We start from the raw sequence: 20,429 nt of genomic DNA, 5'->3' as shown, positions 1-20,429 counted from the left end.
GGGCATAGTCACACTCGAGAACGCCCTTTATCTCCCTATACGTCCAGGAGCGATCCATGCGAACCCAGAGCCGACGGAGGCCGCGCGCACTCGCCGCGGTCGCCGCAGGGACGCTGCTCGCCCCGCTGCTCTCCGGCTGTTGGGTCGGAGCGGGCGGGTCGGGGTCGGGCGGCGACTCCATCAACGTCCTGATGGTCAACAACCCGCAGATGGTGGAGCTGCAGAAGCTCACCAAGGCGCACTTCACCAAGGAGAGCGGCATCAAGGTGAACTTCACCGTGCTGCCGGAGAACGACGTCCGCGACAAGATCAGCCAGGACTTCGCCAACCAGGCCGGTCAGTACGACGTCGCCACGCTCTCCAACTACGAGATTCCGATCTACGCCCGCAACGGCTGGCTGCACGACATGGACTCCTACGTGCGCCAGGACAGCGGCTACGACGAGCAGGACATCCTCGCCCCCATGCGGCAGTCCCTGACGGCGGCCGACGGCAAGCTCTACGGGCAGCCGTTCTACGGCGAGTCGTCCTTCCTGATGTACCGCAAGGACGTCTTCGCCCAGAAGGGCCTGACGATGCCCGACCACCCCACCTGGGAGCAGGTGGGACAGCTGGCCGCGGAGGCCGACGGCGCCCAGTCCGGCATGAAGGGCATCTGTCTGCGCGGCCTGCCCGGCTGGGGCGAGCTCATGGCGCCCCTCACCACCGTCGTGAACACCTTCGGCGGCACCTGGTTCGACAAGGACTGGAAGGCCCGTCTCGACTCCCCCGAGTTCGAGAAGGCGACGAAGTTCTACGTGGACCTCGTCCGCAAGCACGGCGAGTCCGGCGCCGCCCAGTCCGGCTTCGCCGAGTGCCTCAACAACATGACCCAGGGCAAGACGGCCATGTGGTACGACGCCACCTCCGCGGCGGGCTCCCTGGAGGCGTCCGACTCCCCGGTCAAGGGCAAGATCGGCTATGTACCCGCGCCCGTCGAGAAGACCAAGTCCTCCGGCTGGCTCTACACCTGGGCCTGGGGCCTGCAGAAGGCCTCCCACAACTCCGACAAGGCCTGGAAGTTCATCTCCTGGGCCTCCAGCAAGCAGTACGAGCAGCTGGTCGGGGACACGATCGGCTGGTCCAACGTGCCGGCCGGCAAGCGCGCCTCCACGTACACGAACGCCGCGTACACCAAGGAGGCCGCCGCCTTCCAGGAGATGACCCGCGAGGCCATCGAGGGCGCCCGGCCGCGTGACCCGGGGGTGCAGCCGCGCCCCGCGCCCGGCATCCAGTTCGTCGGCATCCCCGAGTTCACCGACCTCGGCACCAAGGTCTCGCAGGAGATCAGCGCGGCCATCGCCGGACGCCAGTCCGTCGACTCGGCCCTGAAGAAGTCCCAGAAACTCGCCGAGAAGATCTCCAAGGAGTACGAGGGACGATGACCGCCACGACAACGGCCCCCGTGGCCGCCACTCCCGTACGCACCCTGGGAAAGCCGTCCGACCGGCTGCGCGCCTGGGCCACCCGTGCCCCGCTGCTCCCCGCCCTGATCTTCATGGTCGCCGTGACCCAGCTCCCCTTCGTGGCCACGCTGGTGATCTCCTTCTTCGACTGGAACGCGCTCTACCCCAAGGCCCGCCACTTCACCGGCCTCTCCAACTACTCGGACGTCCTGACCGACCCCGACCTGCGCCACTCCGTCTGGACGACGATCCTCCTGACGGCGGCCGTGGTCGTCGCCAGCCTGGTCATCGGCCTGGGTCTGGCCCTGCTCCTGGACCGCAAGTTCCGCGGCCGGGGCATCGTCAGAACCCTCCTCATCGCCCCCTTCCTGGTGGTCCCGGTGGCCGCGGCCCTGCTCTGGAAGCACGTGCTCTACAACCCGGAGTACGGGCTGCTCAACGGACTGCTGCACTACGTCGGCGGCCCCCAGCCCGACTGGATCTCGAACACCCCGCTCTTGGCGGTCGAGGCCTCCCTGGTCTGGCAGTGGACGCCGTTCATGATGCTGATCCTCCTGGCCGGCCTGCAGAGCCGCGACCACCAGCAGGTCGAGGCCGCCCGGGTGGACGGCGCGAGCGACTGGCAGGTCTTCCGCCACCTCACCCTCCCCCACCTGCGCCGCTACCTCGAACTGGGCGCCCTGCTGGGCTCGATCTACATCGTCCAGAACTTCGACGCGGTCTTCACCCTCACGTCCGGCGGCCTGGGGACGGCGAACCTCCCGTACACCGTCTACCAGAGCTTCTACCAGGCTCACGAGAACGGCCTCGCCTCCGCCGCGGGCGTCCTGGTCGTCATCGGTTCGATCATCATCGCGACCTTCGCGCTGCGCGTGGTCTCGTCCCTGTTCCGCGAGGAGGTGTCCCGCGCATGAGCGCCACCACGATCCGCGTACGACCCCGGCGTGCCCGGGGAACGGGCCTGGGCCTGCTGGCCTGGCTGCTCGGTGTGCTGTTCTTCCTGCCCATCGCGTGGATGGCCCTGACGTCGTTCCACTCGGAGTCGGACGCGGCGACCAACCCGCCGTCCTTCGGCGCCGCCCTCACCCTCGACGGCTACCGGGACTTCTTCGGCACGGGCGGCGGCGCGAGCCCCTGGCCCGCGCTGCTCAACTCGACGGTGGCCTCGGTGGTCTCCACCCTCTGCGTCCTCCTGCTGGCCTTCCCGGCGGCGTACGCACTCTCCATCCGCCCGGTGAAGAAGTGGACGGACGTCCTGTTCTTCTTCCTCTCCACCAAGATGCTGCCGGTGGTGGCGGGCCTCCTCCCGATCTACCTCTTCGCCAAGAACACCGGAATGCTGGACAACATCTGGCTCCTGGTCATCCTCTACACCTCCATGAACCTGCCGATCGCGGTGTGGATGATGCAGTCGTTCCTCGCCGAGGTACCGGTGGCGGTGATCGAGGCGGCCCAGATCGACGGCGCGAAACTGCCGACGATCCTGGCCCGAGTCGTCGCCCCCATAGCCCTCCCCGGCATCGCGGCCACGGCCCTGATCTGCTTCATCTTCAGCTGGAACGAACTGCTGTTCGCTCGCGTGCTGACCGGTGTGGTCGCCGAGACGGCCCCCGTCTTCCTGACCGGCTTCATCACGAGCCAGGGTCTGTTCCTGGCCAAGGTGTGCGCCGCGTCGCTCGTCATCTCCCTGCCGGTGCTCGCCGCGGGGTTCGCCGCCCAGGACAAACTGGTCCAGGGCCTGTCCTTGGGAGCCGTCAAATGAAGGCCGCCGTCATCGAGTCCGTGGGCCGCGCCGTCGTCACCGAGGTCCCGGACCCGACGCCGGGCCCCCGCGAGGTCGTCGTCGAGGTCGCCGCCTGCGGCCTGTGCGGCACGGACCTGCACATCCTCCAGGGCGAGTTCGCGCCGAAGCTGCCGATCGTGCCCGGGCACGAGTTCGCGGGCGAGGTGGTCGGGGTCGGCGCCCAGGTCACGGAGATCTCGATCGGCGACCAGGTGGCCGTCGACCCCTCCCTGTACTGCTACGAGTGCCGGTACTGCCGTACCGGCCACAACAACCTCTGCGAACGCTGGGCCGCGATCGGCGTGACGACGGCGGGCGGGGCCGCGCAGTACGCGGTGGCCCCGGTGGCGAACTGCGTGAAGCTGCCCGAGCACGTACGCACCCAGGACGCGGCGTTGGTGGAGCCGCTGTCCTGCGCGGTACGCGGCTACGACGTCCTGCAGTCCCGGCTCGGCGCCCATGTCCTGATCTACGGCTCCGGGACGATGGGCCTGATGATGCTGGAACTGGCCAAGCGGACCGGCGCGGCGAGCGTGGACGTGGTGGACCTGAACGAGGCCCGGCTGGAGACGGCTCGCACGCTCGGTGTCTCGGGGTCGGCGGCCAACGCGGACGAGCTGGACCGGCCGCAGGGCTGGGACGTCGTCGTCGACGCGACCGGCAACGCGGCGGCCATCCAGGACGGCCTGGACCGGGTGGCCAAGGCGGGCACGTTCCTCCAGTTCGGGGTCGCCGACTACGCCACCCGCGTGACGATCGACCCGTACCGCATCTACAACCAGGAGATCACCATCACCGGTTCGATGGCGGTGCTGCACAGCTTCGAGCGGGCGGCGGAGCTGTTCGCGAACGGCGTGCTCGACCCGGAGATCTTCATCAGCGACCGGATCGAGCTGGAGCGCTATCCGCAGGCGCTGGAGCAGTTCGCGGCCGGGGTGGGCAGGAAGATCGTGGTGGTTCCGTAGTCCGCGGGAGGGGTTCCGAGCCGGGGATTACCGGGCTGGGCCAATTGGCCGCTAGGTAAGGGAACGGCAAAATGGTCTCGCTCGTTCACGAGGCATGACAGCTATGACCCCCGGCTCGAACATCCCTCTCTCCGCCGCGCGCGTGACGGTGGACGTCGCCGCCCCGGTGCGGCTCGACGTATCGGGCCTGCTGCTCACCGCCGACGGCAAGGTGCGCTCCGACGACGACTTCATCTTCTACAACCAGCCGACGGGACCGGGCGTGACGTACCGCTCGGGCGGCGGTACGGCACCCGACGCGATCACCGTCGACACCGGCGCCGTCCCGCCGGGCATCGAGAAGATCGTGGTCACCGCGAGCCCGGACGCCGCGGGCCAGACCTTCCAGGGCATCGAACCGACGGCCACGATCCGCAACGCGGACGACAACAGCGTCCTGGGCTCGTTCACGCCCCCGCAGCTCGGCACCGAGACGGCACTGGTGGTCGTGGAGATCTATCTCCGCAACGGCGCCTGGAAGGCCCGCGCGGTCGGCCAGGGGTACGCGAACGGCCTCGCGGGCATCGCCACGGACTTCGGCGTCTCGGTGGAGGAACCGGCCCCGGCGCCGGTGGCCCCGCCGGTGCAGGCGCCGGCCCCCGTCGCCCCGCCCGCCCCGGCGATGCAGGCCCCGGTGGCACCCCCGGCACCCGCCGCACCCCCGGCCCCGCCCGCCGCACCGCCGATCGGCGCCGGGAAGATCAACCTCGACAAGGGCCGCGTCAGCCTCCAGAAGAACCAGACGGTCTCCCTGGTCAAGGGCGGCCGCCCGCTGCTCTCCCAGGTCAAGATGGGCCTCGGCTGGGAGCCCGCGTTCCGCGGCAAGGACATCGACCTGGACGCCTCGGTCATCGCCTACGGCCCGCAGCGCAACCACATCGACAGCTGCTACTTCGGCAAGCTGTCCATCCTGAACGGCGCGATCAAGCACTCCGGCGACAACCTCACGGGCGAGGGCGGCGGTGACGACGAGGTGATCGTGGTCGACCTCGGCCGCATCCCTCAGGAGGCGACCGGCCTCGTCTTCACGGTCAACTCCTTCTCTGGCCAGAAGTTCACCGAGGTCGCCAAGGCCTACTGCCGTCTCCTGGACGCCGCCACCGGCGAGGAACTGGTCCGCTTCGACCTCACCGGCGCCGAGCCGCAAACGGGCGTGATGATGGCGAAGTTGATCAAGCAGTTCTCCGGCGAGTGGGAGATGACGGCGATGGGCGACTTCGTGAAGTCCCGCACGGTCCGCGGCATGGTGAAGCCCGCGGCCCAGTCCCTCTGACCCGCGGCCGCCCACCCTCCGAAGGGGCCGTGGCGGTACGTCGCAAGCCCGTCGCTCACGTTCGGATCGAGCAGCGGCTCCGTTGCCCGGCCCACGTCTGATCCAGCGGCGACGGGCTCGACGTACCGACACGGCCCCGACCCACCACCGGCGGACGGCGCACCACCGGACAGCACAGCGCCGCTACGGCCGCAGCCCGTCCGTCAGCAGGGACAGATACCGGCGGATCTGCTTGCCCTGACCGTTCGCCAGCTCCGAGGCCGTGGAAACCCCGTGGGCCAGCCGCAGTACCTCGATCGGCTCGATGTCGTGGCGCAGGGTTCCCTCCCGCTGCGCCGCCTCGACCAGCCGCTGCGCCGCCCCCTTCATGGAAGTGCCGCAGGCCGTGAGCGCGGCCTTGCTGCCGTCCGTGACGGCCGAGCCCAGCAGGGCCTTCATTCCGCGTACCTGGATCGTGCCGACACACAGCTCGTAGAGCCACTCCGCCAGCGCCTCACCCGGGGGCAGCTCCTTGGCGATCTCGTCGGCTCGCGCCCCGAGCGCCTCGATCCGGTCGACGTACGCCGCCTCCAGCAGCGCCTGCCGCGTCGGGAAGTGCCGGTACAGCGTGCCGGACCCGACGCCCGCCCGCTTGGCGATGTCGTCGAGCGACGCGCCTTCCCCGTGCTCGGCGAACGCCTCGGCCGCCACCTTCAGCAACCGGTCGTAGTTGCGCCGAGCGTCCGCGCGCATGGGCTTGACCTGCGTCATTCAGATACTCCTTGCGAACCGGGGACCCCCTCCGTATCTTAGCGAGGGTTAAACGGAGACAGTCCCCGCTTATCTCGCGGGCAGTCCGTGCTGCCCGTGTGCACCTTCGTCCGGGGACGCCAGACCGGGAGAACACCGTGTCCACCTCGTCTACCCCGTCCGCACCACCCACCACCACCGACGCTCTCTCCGCACCACCCCGACCCGCCAGGCTCGGCGCCGTCCTGTTCGTCATCGTCACCGCCTACCTGATGGTCGGCGTGGACTCCACAGTCGTCAATGTCGCACTGCCCGACATCCAGAAGGACCTGCACTTCAGCCCGACCGGACTGTCCTGGGTACTCAACGCGTACACCCTCACCTTCGGCGGCCTGCTCCTGCTCGGCGGCCGGGTCGGCGACATCGCGGGCCGCCGCCGCACCCTGACCATCGGCGTCCTGCTCTTCGCCGGATCCTCCCTGCTCGGCGGGCTCGCCACCGAAAGCGCCTGGCTGCTCGCCGCCCGCGCCCTCCAGGGCGTCGGCGCCGCCCTCACCGCGCCCAGCACCCTCGCACTGATCACCACGAACTTCCCCGACGGCCCGCGCCGCCACCACGCCCTGGGCATCTACGCGTCGATGGCGGGCATCGGCGCCTCCATCGGCCTGGTCCTCGGCGGCATGCTCACCTCCTGGGCGTCCTGGCGCTGGGCCCTGCTGATCAACGTACCGATCGGCATCGCGGTCGCCGTCGCCCTGCCCCGCTTCGTCACCGAGACCCCGCGCCACGCGGGCCGGTTCGACGCGGCGGGGGCACTCGCCGGCACGGCCGGGATGACCTCGCTGGTGTACGCGTTCATCCGGGTCTCGGAAGAGGGCTGGTCCGACACCCAGGCGCTGCTGGGCTTCAGTTCGGCGGCGGCGCTGCTGGTGGGCTTCACGCTGATCGAGTCCCGCGCGGACCAACCGATCATGCCGCTGCGCCTGTTCACCAGCCGCAACCGCGCGGGCGGCTACGCGGGCGTACTGCTGCTGCCCGCGGGCATGTTCGGCGCGTTCTACTTCCTCACCCTGATCTGCCAGCAGGTCCTGGGGTACAGCCCGCTCCGCGCGGGATTCGCCTTCCTGCCCATGACCCTGGCGATGTTCACGGTCGTACGCTTCGTGCCCCGGCTGCTCGCGCGGCTCGGCGCCAAGCCGGTGCTGCTCACCGGTATGGCCCTGCTCGTCGTCGCGGCCGCATGGCTGTGGCGGCTGCGACCCGACGACGGCTACCTCACCGGCCTGTTCGGCCCGCTGGTGCTGATGGGCGTGGGCGTCGGCCTCAGTTTCATGCCGCTCAACGCGACGATCCTCGCGGGCATCGAGCCACGGGAGGCGGGCGCCGCCTCCGGCCTGCTGCAGACCCTGCAGTGGCTCGGCGGCACCCTCGGCCTCTCCATCCTGGTCACGGTCTTCGGCACGGCGGCCCGGCACGCGCACGGCTCCCCGTCCGACATCCTCACCGAGGGTGCGGCCCGCGCGTTCGGCATCGGCTCGCTGATCGCGCTGACCGCCCTGCTGGTGTCGGCGTTCGTGATCACCGACACCCGGCCGAAGCACACCGCCTGAGGAGATCCGCCGCCCAAAGGAACCGACCGCCTGAAGAAACCCACCACCTAGAACAACGCGCTGTACGCGTTGAGCGCCGGCTGTCCGCCCAGGTGGGCATAGAGCACGGTGGACTCCCGCCCGATCTCCCCCCGCGCCACCAGGTCCACCATCCCGGCCATCGACTTGCCCTCGTAGACGGGGTCGGTGACCATCCCCTCGGTACGCGCCGCGAGCCGCATCGCCTCCAGCGTGGCCTCGTCCGGAATCCCGTACGTGCCCGCGTGATAGCGCTCGTCCAGCTCGACGTCCGCCTCCGTCAACTCCTTCCGTACGCCGATGAGCTGCCCGGTGCCGTGCGCGATCCGCGCGATCTGCTCACGGGTGCGGGCGGGTGCCGCCGACGCGTCGATCCCGAGGACGCGCCGCGGCCGCCCGCCCGCCTCCTCCAGGGCCGCGAACCCGGCGACCATGCCCGCCTGAGTCGACCCGGTCACCGAGCAGACCACGACGGTGTCGAAGAAGACGCCCAACTCGGCCTCCTGCTCAGCCACTTCATAGGCCCACCCGGCGAACCCCAGGCCTCCCAGCGGATGGTCCGACGCCCCCGCCGGAATGGCGTACGGCTTGCCGCCGCCCTCCTCGACCTCCCGCAGTGCCTGCTCCCAGCTCTCCTTGAAACCGATCCCGAACCCGGCCCGCACGAGCCGTACGTCGGCGCCGGCGAGGCGGCTGATGAGGATGTTGCCGACCTTGTCGTACACGGAGTCGGGCCACTCCACCCAACTCTCCTGCACGAGCACGCACTTGAGCCCCGCGCGGGCGGCGACGGCCGCGACCTGGCGGGTGTGGTTGGACTGCACGCCACCGATCGAGACGAGGGTGTCGCAGCCCTGGGCGAGCGCGTCGGCGACGAGGTACTCCAGCTTGCGGGTCTTGTTCCCGCCGTAGGCGACACCGGAGTTGCAGTCCTCCCGCTTGGCCCACAGGCAGGCACCGCCGAGGTGCTTCGTCAGGCGCTCCAGCGGATGCACGGGCGAGGGCCCGAAGAGCAGGGGGTAACGCTCGTACGAGGAAAGGGACATGGGTCCTCCCGCATCAGGGTTCGACATCGGCCAGGTCTTCGAGAGCGCCCCAGATCTCCGCGGTGACGCGGACGGCGGCGGCCACGTCCCGTTCGGCGCAGGCGTCGATCAGCTCGTCGTGCAGGCCCGCCGAACGGCAGTTGCCGCCCTCACCGAAGCGGCGCCGTTCCAGACGGCGGATCAGCGGGGTGTAGCGGGCGACGGTGGCGGCGGCGGCACGGTTGCCGCTCACCCGCACCAGTACGTCGTGCAACTCGTCGTCGGCCGTCAGAGCGGCGTCCACGTCACCGGCGCGCACAGCGTCCGCGAAGCGCACGTTGGCCTCGCGCATCACCTCGATGTGCGGCGCTTCCAGCCGGGGGACCGCCGCGCGCGCGGCCAGCTCGTGCATGGCGCCGACCACGGCCGCGGCGTCCCGCACATCGGCGGTCACCAGGGGGGTCACCCGCGTGTAGCTCTGCGGCTTGGACTCCAGCAGCCCCTCGTCGACCAGCCGGGAGAAGGCCTCGCGCACCGGCGCCCGCGACAGCCCGAGCAGCTCGGCGAGCCCGGCGTCGCGCACCACCGCGCCCGGTGCGAGCTCACCGGCCACGATGGCGTCCCGTATCGCTTCGTACGCGCGGTCCCTCAGCAGGGTCCGACGCACGGGTCGTATCGCCTCCATGAACTGAAATGTTAGATATCAGTTCCCGCTGCGCACAAGAGTGCGGCCCGTACCGAAGTACGGGCCGCACTCACGCGCGATCGGCTATCCGGCCCACGGCCAGTCGGCGTCGCGTGCCGACTCCAGCAGGGGAACCATCCGGAAAGCGGCGTCGGACAGGCCCCCGAAGGTGTGCCGGTTGGCGTTGCCGGAGGGGCCGTGGCCCGCCCGGTAGCCGGCCAGGTTCCAGGTGTAGACCGGGACGTGCGCCGGGACCTGCTCGGTCGGGTCGCCGTAGTGGCTGTAGGTGGCCTGCTCGTCGGTGACGATGAGCACCCGGTCGTGCTTCCTGTAGTGCGCGCGCACCGCCTCGCTCGTGTTGGTGCCGCCGAGGTCGCCGAAGCGCTCCAGCACCTTCAGCACCGACTCGCCCTTCTTGAACTTCACCCGGTTGCTGCTCGTGCCGAACTCGACGAGATCCGCGTCCGCCGCCCGCAGCGCGAGCGCCGTGCCGAAGATCGCCGCCGCGTCGGCCCGGTTGAGCTCCGAGCGCTCCGACAGCCGCGAGTAGAACATCGAGCCGGACCGGTCGACGAGCACGAGCGTGCGTCCGGGCAGCGCGGGCACGTTCGCCAGCGAGTGGCCGAGCGCCTGCTCCAGCGGGTACGACCAGCGCAGCGAGGGCGCGTGCTGGTACGCGGCGAGGTAGCGGAAGGGGAACTGCCGCGAGCGCGCCACCTCCGCCGGATCGCTGATCCTGGCGGCGACCTGAGCCGCCACCTCGTCGCTCACTCCCGCCTCGTCGAAGTTGCGCAGGTTGCGTACGAGCGCCATCGCGCCCATGGACGGGATGACGGCCTCCCAGGCCGCCTTGTCCATCGGGCCCTGGAGCCAGCCGGCCAGTGCCTCCCAGGTCATCCCCGCCTCCGCGAGGCGCCGCGCACCGTGCGCGCCGGTCACGACCTTGCGCCGCTTGGCGGGCCGCAGCGCCATCAGGTCGCGGTGGGCCACCACGACGGGCAGCGACTTGGGCACCACGGCCGTGTCCGGGTGGTGACGCCGGTCGAGGGCGTACTGGAACAGGTCGCCCTGCCACGGCTTCGCCGGGTCGGGCGCAGCGTGCACCAGGTTGAGGATGTCGCCGAAGCGGTAGCCCTTGGCCGCCGTGTCGTACTTCAGCAGCGACTTCTCGCCGTAGAGCCGGCGTACGGCGTCGGCGATGCCCCGCTTGACGGGCTTGGGCACGTTGCGGCCGTACCGGGAGGTCCAGTAGGCGAGCAGCTCGCCGGGCTCGTCCGGGCGGCGCAGCACGGAGGCGATGACCTGGCGGTTGGCCGGGCCGTCGGTGGCGCCCGCGTCGAGGCGTGCCTTCACGTACTCGGCGGCGCCCACGAGCGAGGCCGTCCGCAGGTTGCCCTCGCCGCGCAGCCAGCCCAGCAGGGCGGCCGTCCACGAGGGGTCGGCGACGGCGAGCTCGCGCACGAGCGCGGCGAACCGGTCGTCGCGGGCCTCGCCGGTCTCGTAGAAGGTGTTCTGCGAGACGAAGTTGGCGATGGCCAGCAGGAAGAGCTCGGAGCGCGCGTCACGCTCCTGACCGCGGCCGCCCTGGTGGGTACGCAGCACGCGGCCGGTCGACGTCACACGGGAAGTGGGCTGCGCCTTGGCCGCCTTGGTGTTGAATCGCGCCATGATGAATTCCCCCGAATTCATGAGTATTTCGGAGGGAGGCACAGCAAATGGAGGGGGCCCGAGTTCAGGGGTCGGCGACGGACTTAGCCAGATGCTCTACCCAATTGAGCTACACCGACCCGAAGTCGATGACGGGACTTGAACCCGCAACCGTCCGATCCAATGAAGTATCCGTTGCCTGCGCACCGGGCACCCACCATGAGCTGCGCCTCCCGAGATCAAGTCGGCGGCGGCGTGGATTCTTTGAAAGAGAAGTAGCCGCAGCCCGCGCACCGGGAGGTGCATGAAGTTGTGGTGTCCAGAGTTCAAGGCCGGCGGAACCGACGTAGGTGCTCTAACCCCTGAGCTACACCGGCGCGTTGTACCGGTGGCGGGACTCGAACCCGCGGCCGCCCCATTATCAGTGGAAGTAGGTCCTGCCTTCGCACCTGGACATGCATCACTTTAGGAGGGCGGCCGCGGTTCGAGCCATTGAATTAACTACCCGCGCTTCTGGCGCTTCCAGGGCCCTGTGATGGCGAGCATGATGCCCGGTTCCTGGATGTTGGCGAAGAGGGTCCGGCCGTCGGGCGAGAAGGTGACGCCGGTGAACTCGCTGTAGGCCGGCTCGGCTTCGGTCCCGATGTTCAGTTCGTTGCGGGCGATCGGGTAGGTACGGCCGCTGTCGGTGGCACCGAAGAGGTGCTGGACGCCCTCGCCGTCCTCGGCGATGACGAGGCCGCCGTACGGGGAGACGGTGATGTTGTCGGGGCCGTCGAAGGCGCCGTCCTTGGACGGGTCGGGGTTCACGCCGAGCAGGACCTTGAGGGTCAGGGTGCGTCGCTTGGGGTCGTAGAACCAGACGGCTCCGTCGTGGGCCTGGCCGGGGCTCTCGGTGCGGGCGTAGGAGGAGACGATGTAGACGCCGCCGTCGCCCCACCACATGCCTTCGAGCTTGCGGGCGCGGGTGACCTGGCCGTCGGTGAACTGCTTGCGGACGGAGACGGTCTTCGCGTCACGGTCCGGGACGTCGACCCAGTCCACGCCGTACACCGTGCCGATCCTGGTGGCGCGGGAGAGGTCGTCGATGAACCGACCGCCGGAGTCGAAGCACTTGAAGGCCTGGAGGGCGCCGGCGTCTGCGGCGAGGGTGGAGAGCTGTCCGTGGCCGTGCTCGAAGCCCTGCGGGGGCGTCCAGCGGTAGAGGAGGCCGTTGGGGCCCGAGGCGTCCTCGGTGAGGTAGAGGCGGCCGCGCTTGGGGTCGACGACGACGGCCTCGTGGGCGTACCGGCCGAGTGCCTTGATCGGCTTGGGGTTCCGGTTGCGACGGCGGTCGACCGGGTCGACCTCGAAGACGTAGCCGTGGTCCTTGGTCATGCCGTTCTGGCCGGCCTTGTCCTCGGTCTCCTCGCAGGTGAGCCAGGTGTCCCAAGGGGTGTTGCCGCCCGCGCAGTTGGTGGAGGTGCCCGCGACGCCGACCCACTCGGCGACCTTGTCGTGGCGCACCTCGACGACCGTGCAGCCGCCGGACGCGCCCGGGTCGTAGACCAGGCCCTCGGTGAGCGGCACGGGGTACTTCCAGTCGGCGCGGGGGCCCTTGAGCTCGTGGTTGTTGACGAGGAGGGTGGCGCCGCGCGGCCCGTCGAAGGTGGAGGTGCCGTCGTGGTTGGACGGCGTGAACTCACCCGAGTCCAGCTTGGTACGGCCGCTGTAGGTGATGACGCGGTAGGAGAATCCGGCGGGCAGCGCGAGCAGGCCCTTCGGGTCCGGGACCAGCGGTCCGTATCCGACTCCGCCGTGCCGGTCCGTCGGCTTGCCGTCCTCCCCCACGCTCTCGGTGTCGGTGGACGCGAGGGCGTTCGGAGCGGTGGCGAGGGTGCCGACACTGCCGGCCAGGACGATACCGGCGCCGGTCAGCGCGGATCGACCGGCGAAGTCCCTGCGGGTGAGCGACATGGGTGTCTCCCGTGACGGTGGAGGATGACCGTGGAGGGTGGCCGAGGGCATTGCGGCCACACCGTCCCGCCCACGCCTGAACGCCGGTTGAACACCGGGCGACTTCACCGCACTCGGTTCCATGAATCCGTAAGGACTCGGCCACAGGGCCCAAAAGTCCTCCCGACCAGGGAACGGGGAGAGCCCTCCGGAGCCGGGGACGAGTGCCGCTCCCGGGGCCGGGGAACGGGCGGAGCCCTCCAGGACCGGGAACGAGCGCCACTACCGAGGCCGGGGGACGAGGGAAGCCCCCGGGGCCGGAGAACGGACGCCCCCTCGGGACCGGGGAACAAGCGACACCCCCACCGGGGCCGAGGACTAGGCGAAGCCCCCCCGCGGCCGGGGAAGCGCGCCCCTCCCGAGGCTGGAGAACGGGCGAAGCCCACCAGGGCCGAGGAACGAGCACCCCCCTCGGGACCGGGGAACAGGCGACACCCCACGGAGGCCGAGGGATGGCGAAGCCCCCGCCGCCGGGGAAGCGCCCCTCCTGGGAGCCGGGGATCGGGCGAAGCCCCCCATCGGGGCCGGGGAACGGGTGCCCCCGGGGCCAAGCCCCTCCGCGGCCGGGGACGCGCGCCCCTCCGAGGCTGGAGAACGGGCGAAGCCCACCAGGGCCGGGGAGCGGGCGCCTCCTCGGGACCGAGGAACGAGCGCCCCCTCGGGGCCGAGGGGCAAGGGAAGCCCCTCGACCCGCCCCGGCCCGCTCAACCCCCTTGCTGTGAGCGAGCCTTGAACGCGGCCTTGCGGGCCTCCTTGGCGACCTTCTTGTCGGGGTGGAGGCGGCCCATCGCCTCCAGGACGTCCGGGGTGGCCGGATGGTCGACGCGCCAGGCCGCGGCGAAGAAACTGCCGTGCTGCTGGGCGAGGCCCTCGACAAGTCCCTGCAGCTCGGTGGAGTTGCCCTCGGCGGCGAGCTGCGCGGCGATCGTGTCGATGGTGAGCCAGAAGATCATCGCCTCGGACGGCGGGGGCACGTTGGCGGCGCCGTGTTCGGAGAGCCAGACCCGGGCGAGTCCGCCCAGCTCGGCGTCGTCGAGGACCTCGCGCAGCGCGGGCTCGGCCTCCAGGCCGACGAGCGAGAGCGCCTGCTGACAGTGCAGCCGGCGCAGCGGCGCCCCGACGTCGCCACCGCGCGCCGCGGCGAGCAACTCCCGTGCGGCGGCCAGGGGTTCACGCCGGGCGAGCCACTGCTCGGTCTCGGCCCGGGCGGCGGTCGGCGGGAAGTCGGCGGTGCCGTCCAGCAGCGCGTCCGCGCCCTTGTCCGCCAGGTCGCCCACCGCGGGGGCGGAGAGGCCGGACTCCAGCAGCCGCGCCCGCAGCCCGTACAGGCCGAGCGGTGTCAGCCGTACCATCCCGTACCGCGACACGTCGGCCTCGTCGGCGCCGCCCGAGGACTCCTCGTCGGTGTCCGCCATCAGCGTCTCGTCGACCGGCTGGAAGTCGACGAGGCCGACGGGTTCGAGCAGCCGGAACTGGTCGTCGAGCCGCATCATCGCGTCCGACACCTGCTCCAGTACGTCGTTGGTGGGCTCCCCCATGTCGTCGGGCACGATCATGGACGCGGCGAGGGCCGGCAGCGGTACGGGGCTTTCGCCGGCCCCGCCCTCGCTCACGGTCAGCAGGTACAGATTGCCGAGCACTCCGTCCAGGAACTCGGCCTCGGCCTCGGGATCCCAGTCCAGCGAGGAGAAGTCGATCTCCCCGCCGCCGTCCATCGCGTCGACGAGTTCGTCGAGGTCGGGCACGCTCGCGTCGGCCAGTACGGTCTCCAGGGCGGTGAGCCACACCGCGAGGACGTCCTGCGGCGCTCCGGAGGTGAGCAGCGCGAGGTCCGCGCCCGCGGCGACCGTGCCCTCCTCCTCGTCCACGATCTCGACGAGCCCGGTGTCGACGGCCACCCGCCAGGCCTCACTGGCCGTCGCCGCCGCGTCGTCGTCGGTGAGCCCGAGCGCGTCGGCCGCCCCGGGAAGCTGTTCCTCGACGAGTTCGCCCCCGGCACCGACCCGCGTGTCCGGGCCGGCCCAGCGGGCCAGCCGTGCGGCGCGGGAGAACAGCGGTGTGGCGAGCGCGTCCCGCGCCAGCTCCGCTTCGGAAGTCAGCCGCACCGGCGGCAAGGGGGAGCTCTCTGACATCGGCTGGGTTCTCCTCCGAACAATCAGGACCCGAACAGCGGGATCGAACGGTCCGAACGAGCGGAACCGGGCGACCCGACCGGCGGGACCAACCAAGCATGACAAGCAGGAAACGCAGTACAAGCAGTACAAGCAGTACAAGCATGACCAGCGGAACAAGCGTGACATCCACCGGGGTCCGGCAGACCACCCACCGGGCCCGGCAGCACACCCACCGGGCCCGGCAGCGCACCCCCGTATCCGGCGGCACACCGCACCCACCAGGGCCCGGCAACGCATCACCCGGCCCCGGCAGAACGCCCACCAGAGCCCAGCAGGACGCCCGACTCCGTAAGGACATCGTCCCGCAGGACATCCGTCGCGCCCGCGGACCGCCCCCGGACCCGAGGATCCGGACGCCACACCGGAAAGCCGCGTCCACGGCTCAGCCTAGACGGATTTCCACCCATGCCGCCCGGTTCATGTCCCTGTCAGGAGTTGTACATCACTCCATCCTTGACAACTCCCCTTCCCACACACGAGATTGACGCGCGTAGAAGTTCAGAGGGGCACCCGTCTCACCAGCTTCTACGCGCGTCACCGACCCGCACACAGGTCGCGCTACCACCACACGCTCCACCCTCGTCCCGGCGCTCATGTAAGTCCCCGGAGGGATTCCCTTGCCGAGCAAGAGAACCGCGCGCATCGGCGCGCTGACCGTAGCCGCGGTCTGTTCCACCGTCTCCGCCGTGGTGCTGACCGCACCCGCCCACGCGGACACCGTCCACATCCACGACATCCAGGGCACCACCCGGACGTCCCCCTACGCGGGCCAGAAGGTCACGGACGTGGCGGGCATCGTCACGGCCCTGCGGACCTACGGCTCGTCCCGGGGTTTCTGGATCCAGGACCCGACCCCGGACACCGACCCGGCCACCAGTGAGGGCGTCTTCGTCTTCACCAGCTCCACCCCGAAGGTCGCCGTCGGCGACTCGGTCACCGTCACCGGCACCGTCTCGGAGTACGTGCCCGGCGGCGCCTCCTCCGGCAACCAGTCGCTGACGGAGATCACCAAGCCGACGATCACGGTGCTGTCGTCCGGCAACGCGGTCCCCGCGCCCACGGTCATCAACAGCCGTTCCGTGCCGGCCGCCTACGCCCCCGCCGGTGACACGGCCGCGAGCGGCTCGATCAACGCGCTCACCCTGGAGCCGAAGAAGTACGCCCTGGACTACTACGAGTCCCTCGAGGGCATGAACGTCCAGGTCGCCGACACCCGCGTGGTCACCGCCACCGACCCGTACAGCGAGCTGTGGGTCACGGTGAAGCCGCACGAGAACGTCACCCGCCGCGGCGGCACGATCTACGGCGCGTACACCTCGCAGAACACCGGACGCCTGCAGATCCAGTCCCTCGGCTCGACCGCCGACTTCCCCGTCGCGAACGTCGGCGACAAGCTCGCCGGCACCACCGCGGGCCCGCTCGACTACAACCAGTTCGGCGGCTACACGCTCGTCGCGAGCCAGTTGGGCACCCTGGAGAAGGGCGACCTGAAGCGCGAGACGACCCGCAAGCAGTCGCGCGGCGAGCTGGCCGTGGCGACGTACAACGTCGAGAACCTGGACCCGGGCGACGGCACGTTCGCCGCCCACGCGGCCGCGATCGTGAACAACCTCCAGTCGCCCGACATCGTGTCCCTGGAGGAGATCCAGGACAACAACGGCGCGACGGACGACGGCACGGTCGCCGCCGACCAGACGGTCACCAAGCTGATCGACGCGATCGTCGCGGCGGGCGGCCCGAAGTACGACTGGCGTTCCATCGACCCGGTCAACGACAAGGACGGCGGCGAGCCCGGCGGCAACATCCGCCAGGTCTTCCTGTTCAACCCCGAGCGGGTCTCCTTCACCGACCGCGCGGGCGGCGACTCGACGACCCCCGTCGGTGTCACCAAGGTGCACGGCAAGGCCCAGCTGACGGCCTCCCCCGGCCGGATCGACCCGGCCAACACGGCCTGGACGTCCAGCCGCAAGCCGCTGGCCGGCGAGTTCGTCTTCCGTGGCAAGACGGTCTTCGTGATCGCCAACCACCTCAACTCCAAGGGCGGTGACCAGGGACTGACCGCGCAGTACCAGCCCCCGGCCCGCAGCTCGGAGACCCAGCGTCATCTGCAGGCGACGGCGGTGAACTCCTTCGTCACCGAGATCCTCAAGGCGCAGAAGAACGCCGACGTGCTCGCCCTCGGTGACATGAACGACTTCGAGTTCTCGGACACCACCAAGATCCTCGAGGGTGACGGCGAGCTCTGGTCGGCGATCAAGTCGCTGCCGAAGAGCGAGCGTTACACGTACGACTACCAGGGCAACCAGCAGGTCCTGGACCAGATCCTGGTCAGCCCGTCGATTCGCAAGGGCTGCGACTTCGACTACGACAGCGTGCACGTCAACTCGGAGTTCTCCGACCAGATCAGCGACCACGACCCGCAGGTACTGCGGTTCCGGCCGTAGGCCTGTAGGGGCTGTGGATGAGGCCACAGCCCCGAAAAGGGAAGAGCCCGGCCCCGTCGTCCGGGGGGCCGGGCTCTTCCCTTGCCCGATGTCAGGCGGCGAACGTCTCGTTCAGCCAGCCCTTCCAGGCGGTCTCGTTGTGCTTGGCGTCGGCGTCGGACGCGAAGTCGTGGACGCTCATGCCGACGGGGGCACCCCAGTGGTTGCGCCCGAAGAAACGGATGAGGGCGTTGTCGGTGCGCAGCCCGATGAAGTACGGGTTGCGGTAGTCGACCACGGCGTCGAGGAGCTGCCCCTCGGGTCCCCGTGCCTGCACCCGCGCGCCCTCGGCCGTGTCGTCCGCGAGGCCGAGCGCCCGTCCGACGGCGGCGAAGGCGTCGGCCGCCGTGGACGCGCCGGGCCCGTCGAAGGTGGCGAAGGCGACCGGGCGCCCCGCGAAGTGCGTCACGTACTGGCGCAGGGTGTGCAGATAGAAGTCCGTGTGCTTGCTCGCGCCGTCGTACTGGTTGTCCCAGTCCTCGACGAAGATGCCGCTGTGCACGTACCGCACCCACGACCGGCGGCCGTCGTCACGCGGCTCGATGGTCTCGTCGATCTGGTTGAGGGTCTGCTGGGAGATGCCCTCGACGTCCTCGACCAGGCTGGTGAGGCGGTGCGGCGGGTCCCAGTTGGTGAGCGTGGAGCCGAAGGGCCCGGTACCGCCCTGACGCGGCTCGAACTCCATCGGCCACAGCCAGCCGCCGGTACCGGTGGTGATCGCCTCCCACATCTGCTCCGGGGTGGCGTCGACCTCGAACTCGCGGGCGATCTCGAATTCCTTGGACATGGTGGTGGTTCTCCTGAGGTTCAGTCCTGGCCGGGCGGGGTCGAGTCCACCGCGAGGGCGGCCTCCGGCGTCTCGGCGGCCCCCGCCTCGACGCTGACTTCCGGCTTGGCGGTGACTTCCGGGGTGACGGTGCCTTCCGGCTTGGCGTCCGAGTTGACGGTGGCTTCCGGCTTGGCGGTGACTTCCGGGGTGACGGTGCCTTCCGGCTTGGCGTCCGAGTTGACGGTGGCTTCCAGCTTGGCGACGGCTTCCGGCTTGAGCGTCGGGTGGACGGCGACGACGATCCGGTGGTCGCGCCCGCCCTCCGCGTTCCCGTCGTGGTACTTGCGGATGAGCGCGCCGACCCCTTGCGTCAGCTCCTCGATGAACGCGGCGCGGTCGGCGGCGGAGGCGAAGGTCACCTCACCGTCTAGGGCGTAGGTGGCGAGCCGCTTGCGGGCCTTCGTCGCGCCGGTGATCAGCGCTCCCACGTCCCGGACCAGCCGGGCACCGACGGCGAGCAGCCAGCGGGCCGAGAGCTGGTCCCGGAAGCGGTCCGGGTCGGGCTGCACGGCGGCGAGGGCGAGCGGCGAGATGACGTACGACGCCGCCGTCGCGCGCATCAGCCGCTCGGTGACATTGCCCTTGCGGCGCTCGCCCGCGAGCTCGACCAGGCCGTGCCGCTCCAGCGCCTTCAGGTGGTAGTTCACCTTCTGCCGCGGCAGTCCGACCTTTCCGGCCAGCATGGCGGCCGACGCGGGCCCGGCGGCCAGCTCGGCCAGCAGCCGGGCTCGTATGGGGTCAAGCGAGACGGCGGCTGCCTCGGCGTCCTCGATCACGGTCACGTCCAACATGACTCCACCGTCTCACCGAACACTTTTTTTGTCCAGGCGAGTCAAGTTGTCGGAGAATCGGAGTTGGGGAATCGGAGTCGGGAATCAGAGTCGGGAATCAGAGTCGGGAATCAGAGAGGGAGACTCAGCCCTGCGGCCCACCCTGGTCGAGACGTGCCAGCTGGGTCTGGAACCAGTCCAGCCGCGCCTGCAGCAGTGCCGCCTCGGCCACGAGTTCGGACACCCCGAGCCCGGCGGGCAGCTCCCCGACCACGGCCCCGCTCCCGGCGCGGACCCGCAGCCCTTCACCAGCCACCCGCGCGAACCCCGCCAACGACAGGGACGTACGACCGCGCACACAGCCCGCACAGGCCGCGGCGAGGGCGCGCCAGCCGGGGCGCCCCCAGCCCGCGTCCGCGAGCGCGGCGGCCACCGCGCCGCAGGCGCAGGGACCGACCGTCGCGCTCCGCACCCGCTGGCGGGCGTAGCGGAACCCCTTTTCGAAGCGGATGTAGGCGCCGAGGACGGAGACCTCCAGGAGGACGGCCGCCCGGTGCTCGGCGGTGCAGAGCATGGCCTCGGCCGTGGCCGAGTCGTGCACGCAGTGGAAACCGCAGTCGCAGCGGCGGTGCGGCGCCCGGTGCCGCAGCCCGTAGACGCAGCGCGCCTCGTCCAGCACTCCGTACGGCACCGCGCCACCCAGCGAGACGCCGGTGAACCCGGCCCGGGTGCCGTCCTGGGACAGCACCGGGTGGGCGATCTTGTATCCGGTCGGCGGCTCCGTCGGGCGTTCCTCGGGGAGCCGCAGCCTCATCGGGCGACCGGGACCTCTTCGGGCACGGACGCCTCCAGCTCCTCGATTTTCTCGGGGAGTTCCTCGGGAAGTTGGAGATTGTCTTCGTCCGCGCGAGTCCGCTCTTGCGCGACTCCGGTGGCGAGTGCCTTGCCCAGCCTCATGA

At 70.4% G+C, this 20,429-nt stretch carries 17 protein-coding genes; 7 read left to right on the top strand and 10 right to left on the bottom strand.

What is annotated here, in order from left to right:
- Positions 1 to 56: 56 nt before the first annotated feature.
- From AQJ27_RS08960 to AQJ27_RS08940, 5 genes are all read left to right on the top strand, one after another.
- A complete protein-coding gene (locus AQJ27_RS08960) occupies positions 57 to 1,424 on the top strand; it encodes an ABC transporter substrate-binding protein (protein ID WP_067364325.1) in 1,368 nt (455 codons plus the stop codon).
- Positions 1,421 to 2,359 (top strand): carbohydrate ABC transporter permease, encoded by a 939-nt coding sequence (locus AQJ27_RS08955; protein WP_067364321.1) that lies wholly within the window; start codon positions 1,421 to 1,423, stop codon positions 2,357 to 2,359. The genes AQJ27_RS08960 and AQJ27_RS08955 overlap by 4 nt, the downstream gene beginning before the upstream one ends.
- A complete protein-coding gene (locus AQJ27_RS08950; protein ID WP_067364318.1) occupies positions 2,356 to 3,207 on the top strand; it encodes a carbohydrate ABC transporter permease in 852 nt (283 codons plus the stop codon). The genes AQJ27_RS08955 and AQJ27_RS08950 overlap by 4 nt, the downstream gene beginning before the upstream one ends.
- Complete coding sequence (locus AQJ27_RS08945) at positions 3,204 to 4,193, top strand: zinc-dependent alcohol dehydrogenase family protein (RefSeq protein ID WP_067364314.1); 990 nt, start codon at positions 3,204 to 3,206, stop codon at positions 4,191 to 4,193. Before AQJ27_RS08950 ends, AQJ27_RS08945 begins: the two co-directional genes overlap by 4 nt.
- Before the next feature lie 103 nt (positions 4,194 to 4,296).
- On the top strand, positions 4,297 to 5,505 hold the full coding sequence (locus tag AQJ27_RS08940; RefSeq protein WP_067364311.1) for a TerD family protein: 1,209 nt from the start codon (positions 4,297 to 4,299) through the stop codon (positions 5,503 to 5,505).
- Positions 5,506 to 5,688: 183 nt separating this feature from the next.
- Here AQJ27_RS08940 and AQJ27_RS08935 read toward each other — a convergent pair whose 3' ends face one another.
- Positions 5,689 to 6,255, bottom strand: coding sequence for a TetR/AcrR family transcriptional regulator (locus AQJ27_RS08935; protein WP_067364309.1), 567 nt, complete (start codon positions 6,253 to 6,255; stop codon positions 5,689 to 5,691).
- A gap of 137 nt (positions 6,256 to 6,392) precedes the next feature.
- Between AQJ27_RS08935 and AQJ27_RS08930 the strand changes: the two genes are divergently transcribed.
- Complete coding sequence (locus AQJ27_RS08930; protein WP_096239787.1) at positions 6,393 to 7,844, top strand: MFS transporter; 1,452 nt, start codon at positions 6,393 to 6,395, stop codon at positions 7,842 to 7,844.
- A gap of 47 nt (positions 7,845 to 7,891) precedes the next feature.
- Here AQJ27_RS08930 and AQJ27_RS08925 read toward each other — a convergent pair whose 3' ends face one another.
- From AQJ27_RS08925 to AQJ27_RS08905, 5 genes are all read right to left on the bottom strand, one after another.
- The gene (locus tag AQJ27_RS08925) at positions 7,892 to 8,908 is read right to left on the bottom strand and encodes a 1-aminocyclopropane-1-carboxylate deaminase (RefSeq protein WP_067364300.1); all 1,017 of its coding nucleotides are present in this window, start codon (positions 8,906 to 8,908) and stop codon (positions 7,892 to 7,894) included.
- A 13-nt stretch (positions 8,909 to 8,921) separates the two neighbouring features.
- The gene (locus tag AQJ27_RS08920) at positions 8,922 to 9,572 is read right to left on the bottom strand and encodes a GntR family transcriptional regulator (protein ID WP_067364297.1); all 651 of its coding nucleotides are present in this window, start codon (positions 9,570 to 9,572) and stop codon (positions 8,922 to 8,924) included.
- An 84-nt stretch (positions 9,573 to 9,656) separates the two neighbouring features.
- Positions 9,657 to 11,240, bottom strand: a complete 1,584-nt coding sequence (locus tag AQJ27_RS08915) for a TROVE domain-containing protein (protein ID WP_067364294.1) — start codon at positions 11,238 to 11,240, stop codon at positions 9,657 to 9,659.
- A 480-nt stretch (positions 11,241 to 11,720) separates the two neighbouring features.
- Positions 11,721 to 13,175, bottom strand: a complete 1,455-nt coding sequence (locus tag AQJ27_RS08910; protein ID WP_067364291.1) for an alkaline phosphatase PhoX — start codon at positions 13,173 to 13,175, stop codon at positions 11,721 to 11,723.
- 743 nt (positions 13,176 to 13,918) lie between these two features.
- Positions 13,919 to 15,346 carry a hypothetical protein gene (locus AQJ27_RS08905; RefSeq protein ID WP_067364289.1) on the bottom strand — a complete coding sequence of 476 codons (1,428 nt, stop codon included), beginning with the start codon at positions 15,344 to 15,346 and terminating at the stop codon, positions 13,919 to 13,921.
- Positions 15,347 to 16,005: 659 nt separating this feature from the next.
- Here AQJ27_RS08905 and AQJ27_RS08900 point away from each other — a divergent pair.
- Entirely contained in the window at positions 16,006 to 17,832 is a 1,827-nt protein-coding gene (locus tag AQJ27_RS08900) for an endonuclease/exonuclease/phosphatase family protein (protein ID WP_067364287.1), read from the top strand.
- A 91-nt stretch (positions 17,833 to 17,923) separates the two neighbouring features.
- Here the strand turns inward: AQJ27_RS08900 and AQJ27_RS08895 are convergent, their stop codons facing one another.
- From AQJ27_RS08895 to AQJ27_RS57310, 4 genes are all read right to left on the bottom strand, one after another.
- The gene (locus AQJ27_RS08895; protein WP_067364284.1) at positions 17,924 to 18,658 is read right to left on the bottom strand and encodes an SRPBCC family protein; all 735 of its coding nucleotides are present in this window, start codon (positions 18,656 to 18,658) and stop codon (positions 17,924 to 17,926) included.
- Between the two features lie 20 nt (positions 18,659 to 18,678).
- Entirely contained in the window at positions 18,679 to 19,491 is an 813-nt protein-coding gene (locus tag AQJ27_RS08890) for an ArsR/SmtB family transcription factor (protein WP_235613498.1), read from the bottom strand.
- Between the two features lie 124 nt (positions 19,492 to 19,615).
- Positions 19,616 to 20,284 (bottom strand): hypothetical protein, encoded by a 669-nt coding sequence (locus AQJ27_RS08885; RefSeq protein WP_067364281.1) that lies wholly within the window; start codon positions 20,282 to 20,284, stop codon positions 19,616 to 19,618.
- On the bottom strand, positions 20,281 to 20,427 hold the full coding sequence (locus tag AQJ27_RS57310) for a hypothetical protein (protein WP_165854120.1): 147 nt from the start codon (positions 20,425 to 20,427) through the stop codon (positions 20,281 to 20,283). Before AQJ27_RS57310 ends, AQJ27_RS08885 begins: the two co-directional genes overlap by 4 nt.
- Positions 20,428 to 20,429 lie beyond the last annotated feature (2 nt).

This window comes from Streptomyces olivochromogenes, from assembly GCF_001514115.1.
Taxonomy (GTDB): Bacteria; Actinomycetota; Actinomycetes; order Streptomycetales; family Streptomycetaceae; genus Streptomyces; species Streptomyces olivochromogenes.
Note: the sequence above shows the minus strand (reverse complement) of the source record. Positions and strands in the feature narration are given on the sequence as shown.

What these genes read in the sequence shown, in the direction of transcription:
- AQJ27_RS08895 (WP_067364284.1), bottom strand. Translation starts at nt 18,658, where the DNA reads ATGTCCAAGGAATTCGAGATCGCCCGCGAGTTCGAGGTCGACGCCACC.
- AQJ27_RS08940 (WP_067364311.1), top strand. Translation starts at nt 4,297, where the DNA reads ATGACCCCCGGCTCGAACATCCCTCTCTCCGCCGCGCGCGTGACGGTG.
- AQJ27_RS08925 (WP_067364300.1), bottom strand. Translation starts at nt 8,908, where the DNA reads ATGTCCCTTTCCTCGTACGAGCGTTACCCCCTGCTCTTCGGGCCCTCG.
- AQJ27_RS08945 (WP_067364314.1), top strand. Translation starts at nt 3,204, where the DNA reads ATGAAGGCCGCCGTCATCGAGTCCGTGGGCCGCGCCGTCGTCACCGAG.
- AQJ27_RS08960 (WP_067364325.1), top strand. Translation starts at nt 57, where the DNA reads ATGCGAACCCAGAGCCGACGGAGGCCGCGCGCACTCGCCGCGGTCGCC.
- AQJ27_RS57310 (WP_165854120.1), bottom strand. Translation starts at nt 20,427, where the DNA reads ATGAGGCTGGGCAAGGCACTCGCCACCGGAGTCGCGCAAGAGCGGACT.
- AQJ27_RS08920 (WP_067364297.1), bottom strand. Translation starts at nt 9,572, where the DNA reads ATGGAGGCGATACGACCCGTGCGTCGGACCCTGCTGAGGGACCGCGCG.
- AQJ27_RS08885 (WP_067364281.1), bottom strand. Translation starts at nt 20,284, where the DNA reads ATGAGGCTGCGGCTCCCCGAGGAACGCCCGACGGAGCCGCCGACCGGA.
- AQJ27_RS08955 (WP_067364321.1), top strand. Translation starts at nt 1,421, where the DNA reads ATGACCGCCACGACAACGGCCCCCGTGGCCGCCACTCCCGTACGCACC.
- AQJ27_RS08905 (WP_067364289.1), bottom strand. Translation starts at nt 15,346, where the DNA reads ATGTCAGAGAGCTCCCCCTTGCCGCCGGTGCGGCTGACTTCCGAAGCG.
- AQJ27_RS08950 (WP_067364318.1), top strand. Translation starts at nt 2,356, where the DNA reads ATGAGCGCCACCACGATCCGCGTACGACCCCGGCGTGCCCGGGGAACG.
- AQJ27_RS08935 (WP_067364309.1), bottom strand. Translation starts at nt 6,255, where the DNA reads ATGACGCAGGTCAAGCCCATGCGCGCGGACGCTCGGCGCAACTACGAC.
- AQJ27_RS08890 (WP_235613498.1), bottom strand. Translation starts at nt 19,491, where the DNA reads ATGTTGGACGTGACCGTGATCGAGGACGCCGAGGCAGCCGCCGTCTCG.
- AQJ27_RS08915 (WP_067364294.1), bottom strand. Translation starts at nt 11,240, where the DNA reads ATGGCGCGATTCAACACCAAGGCGGCCAAGGCGCAGCCCACTTCCCGT.
- AQJ27_RS08910 (WP_067364291.1), bottom strand. Translation starts at nt 13,175, where the DNA reads ATGTCGCTCACCCGCAGGGACTTCGCCGGTCGATCCGCGCTGACCGGC.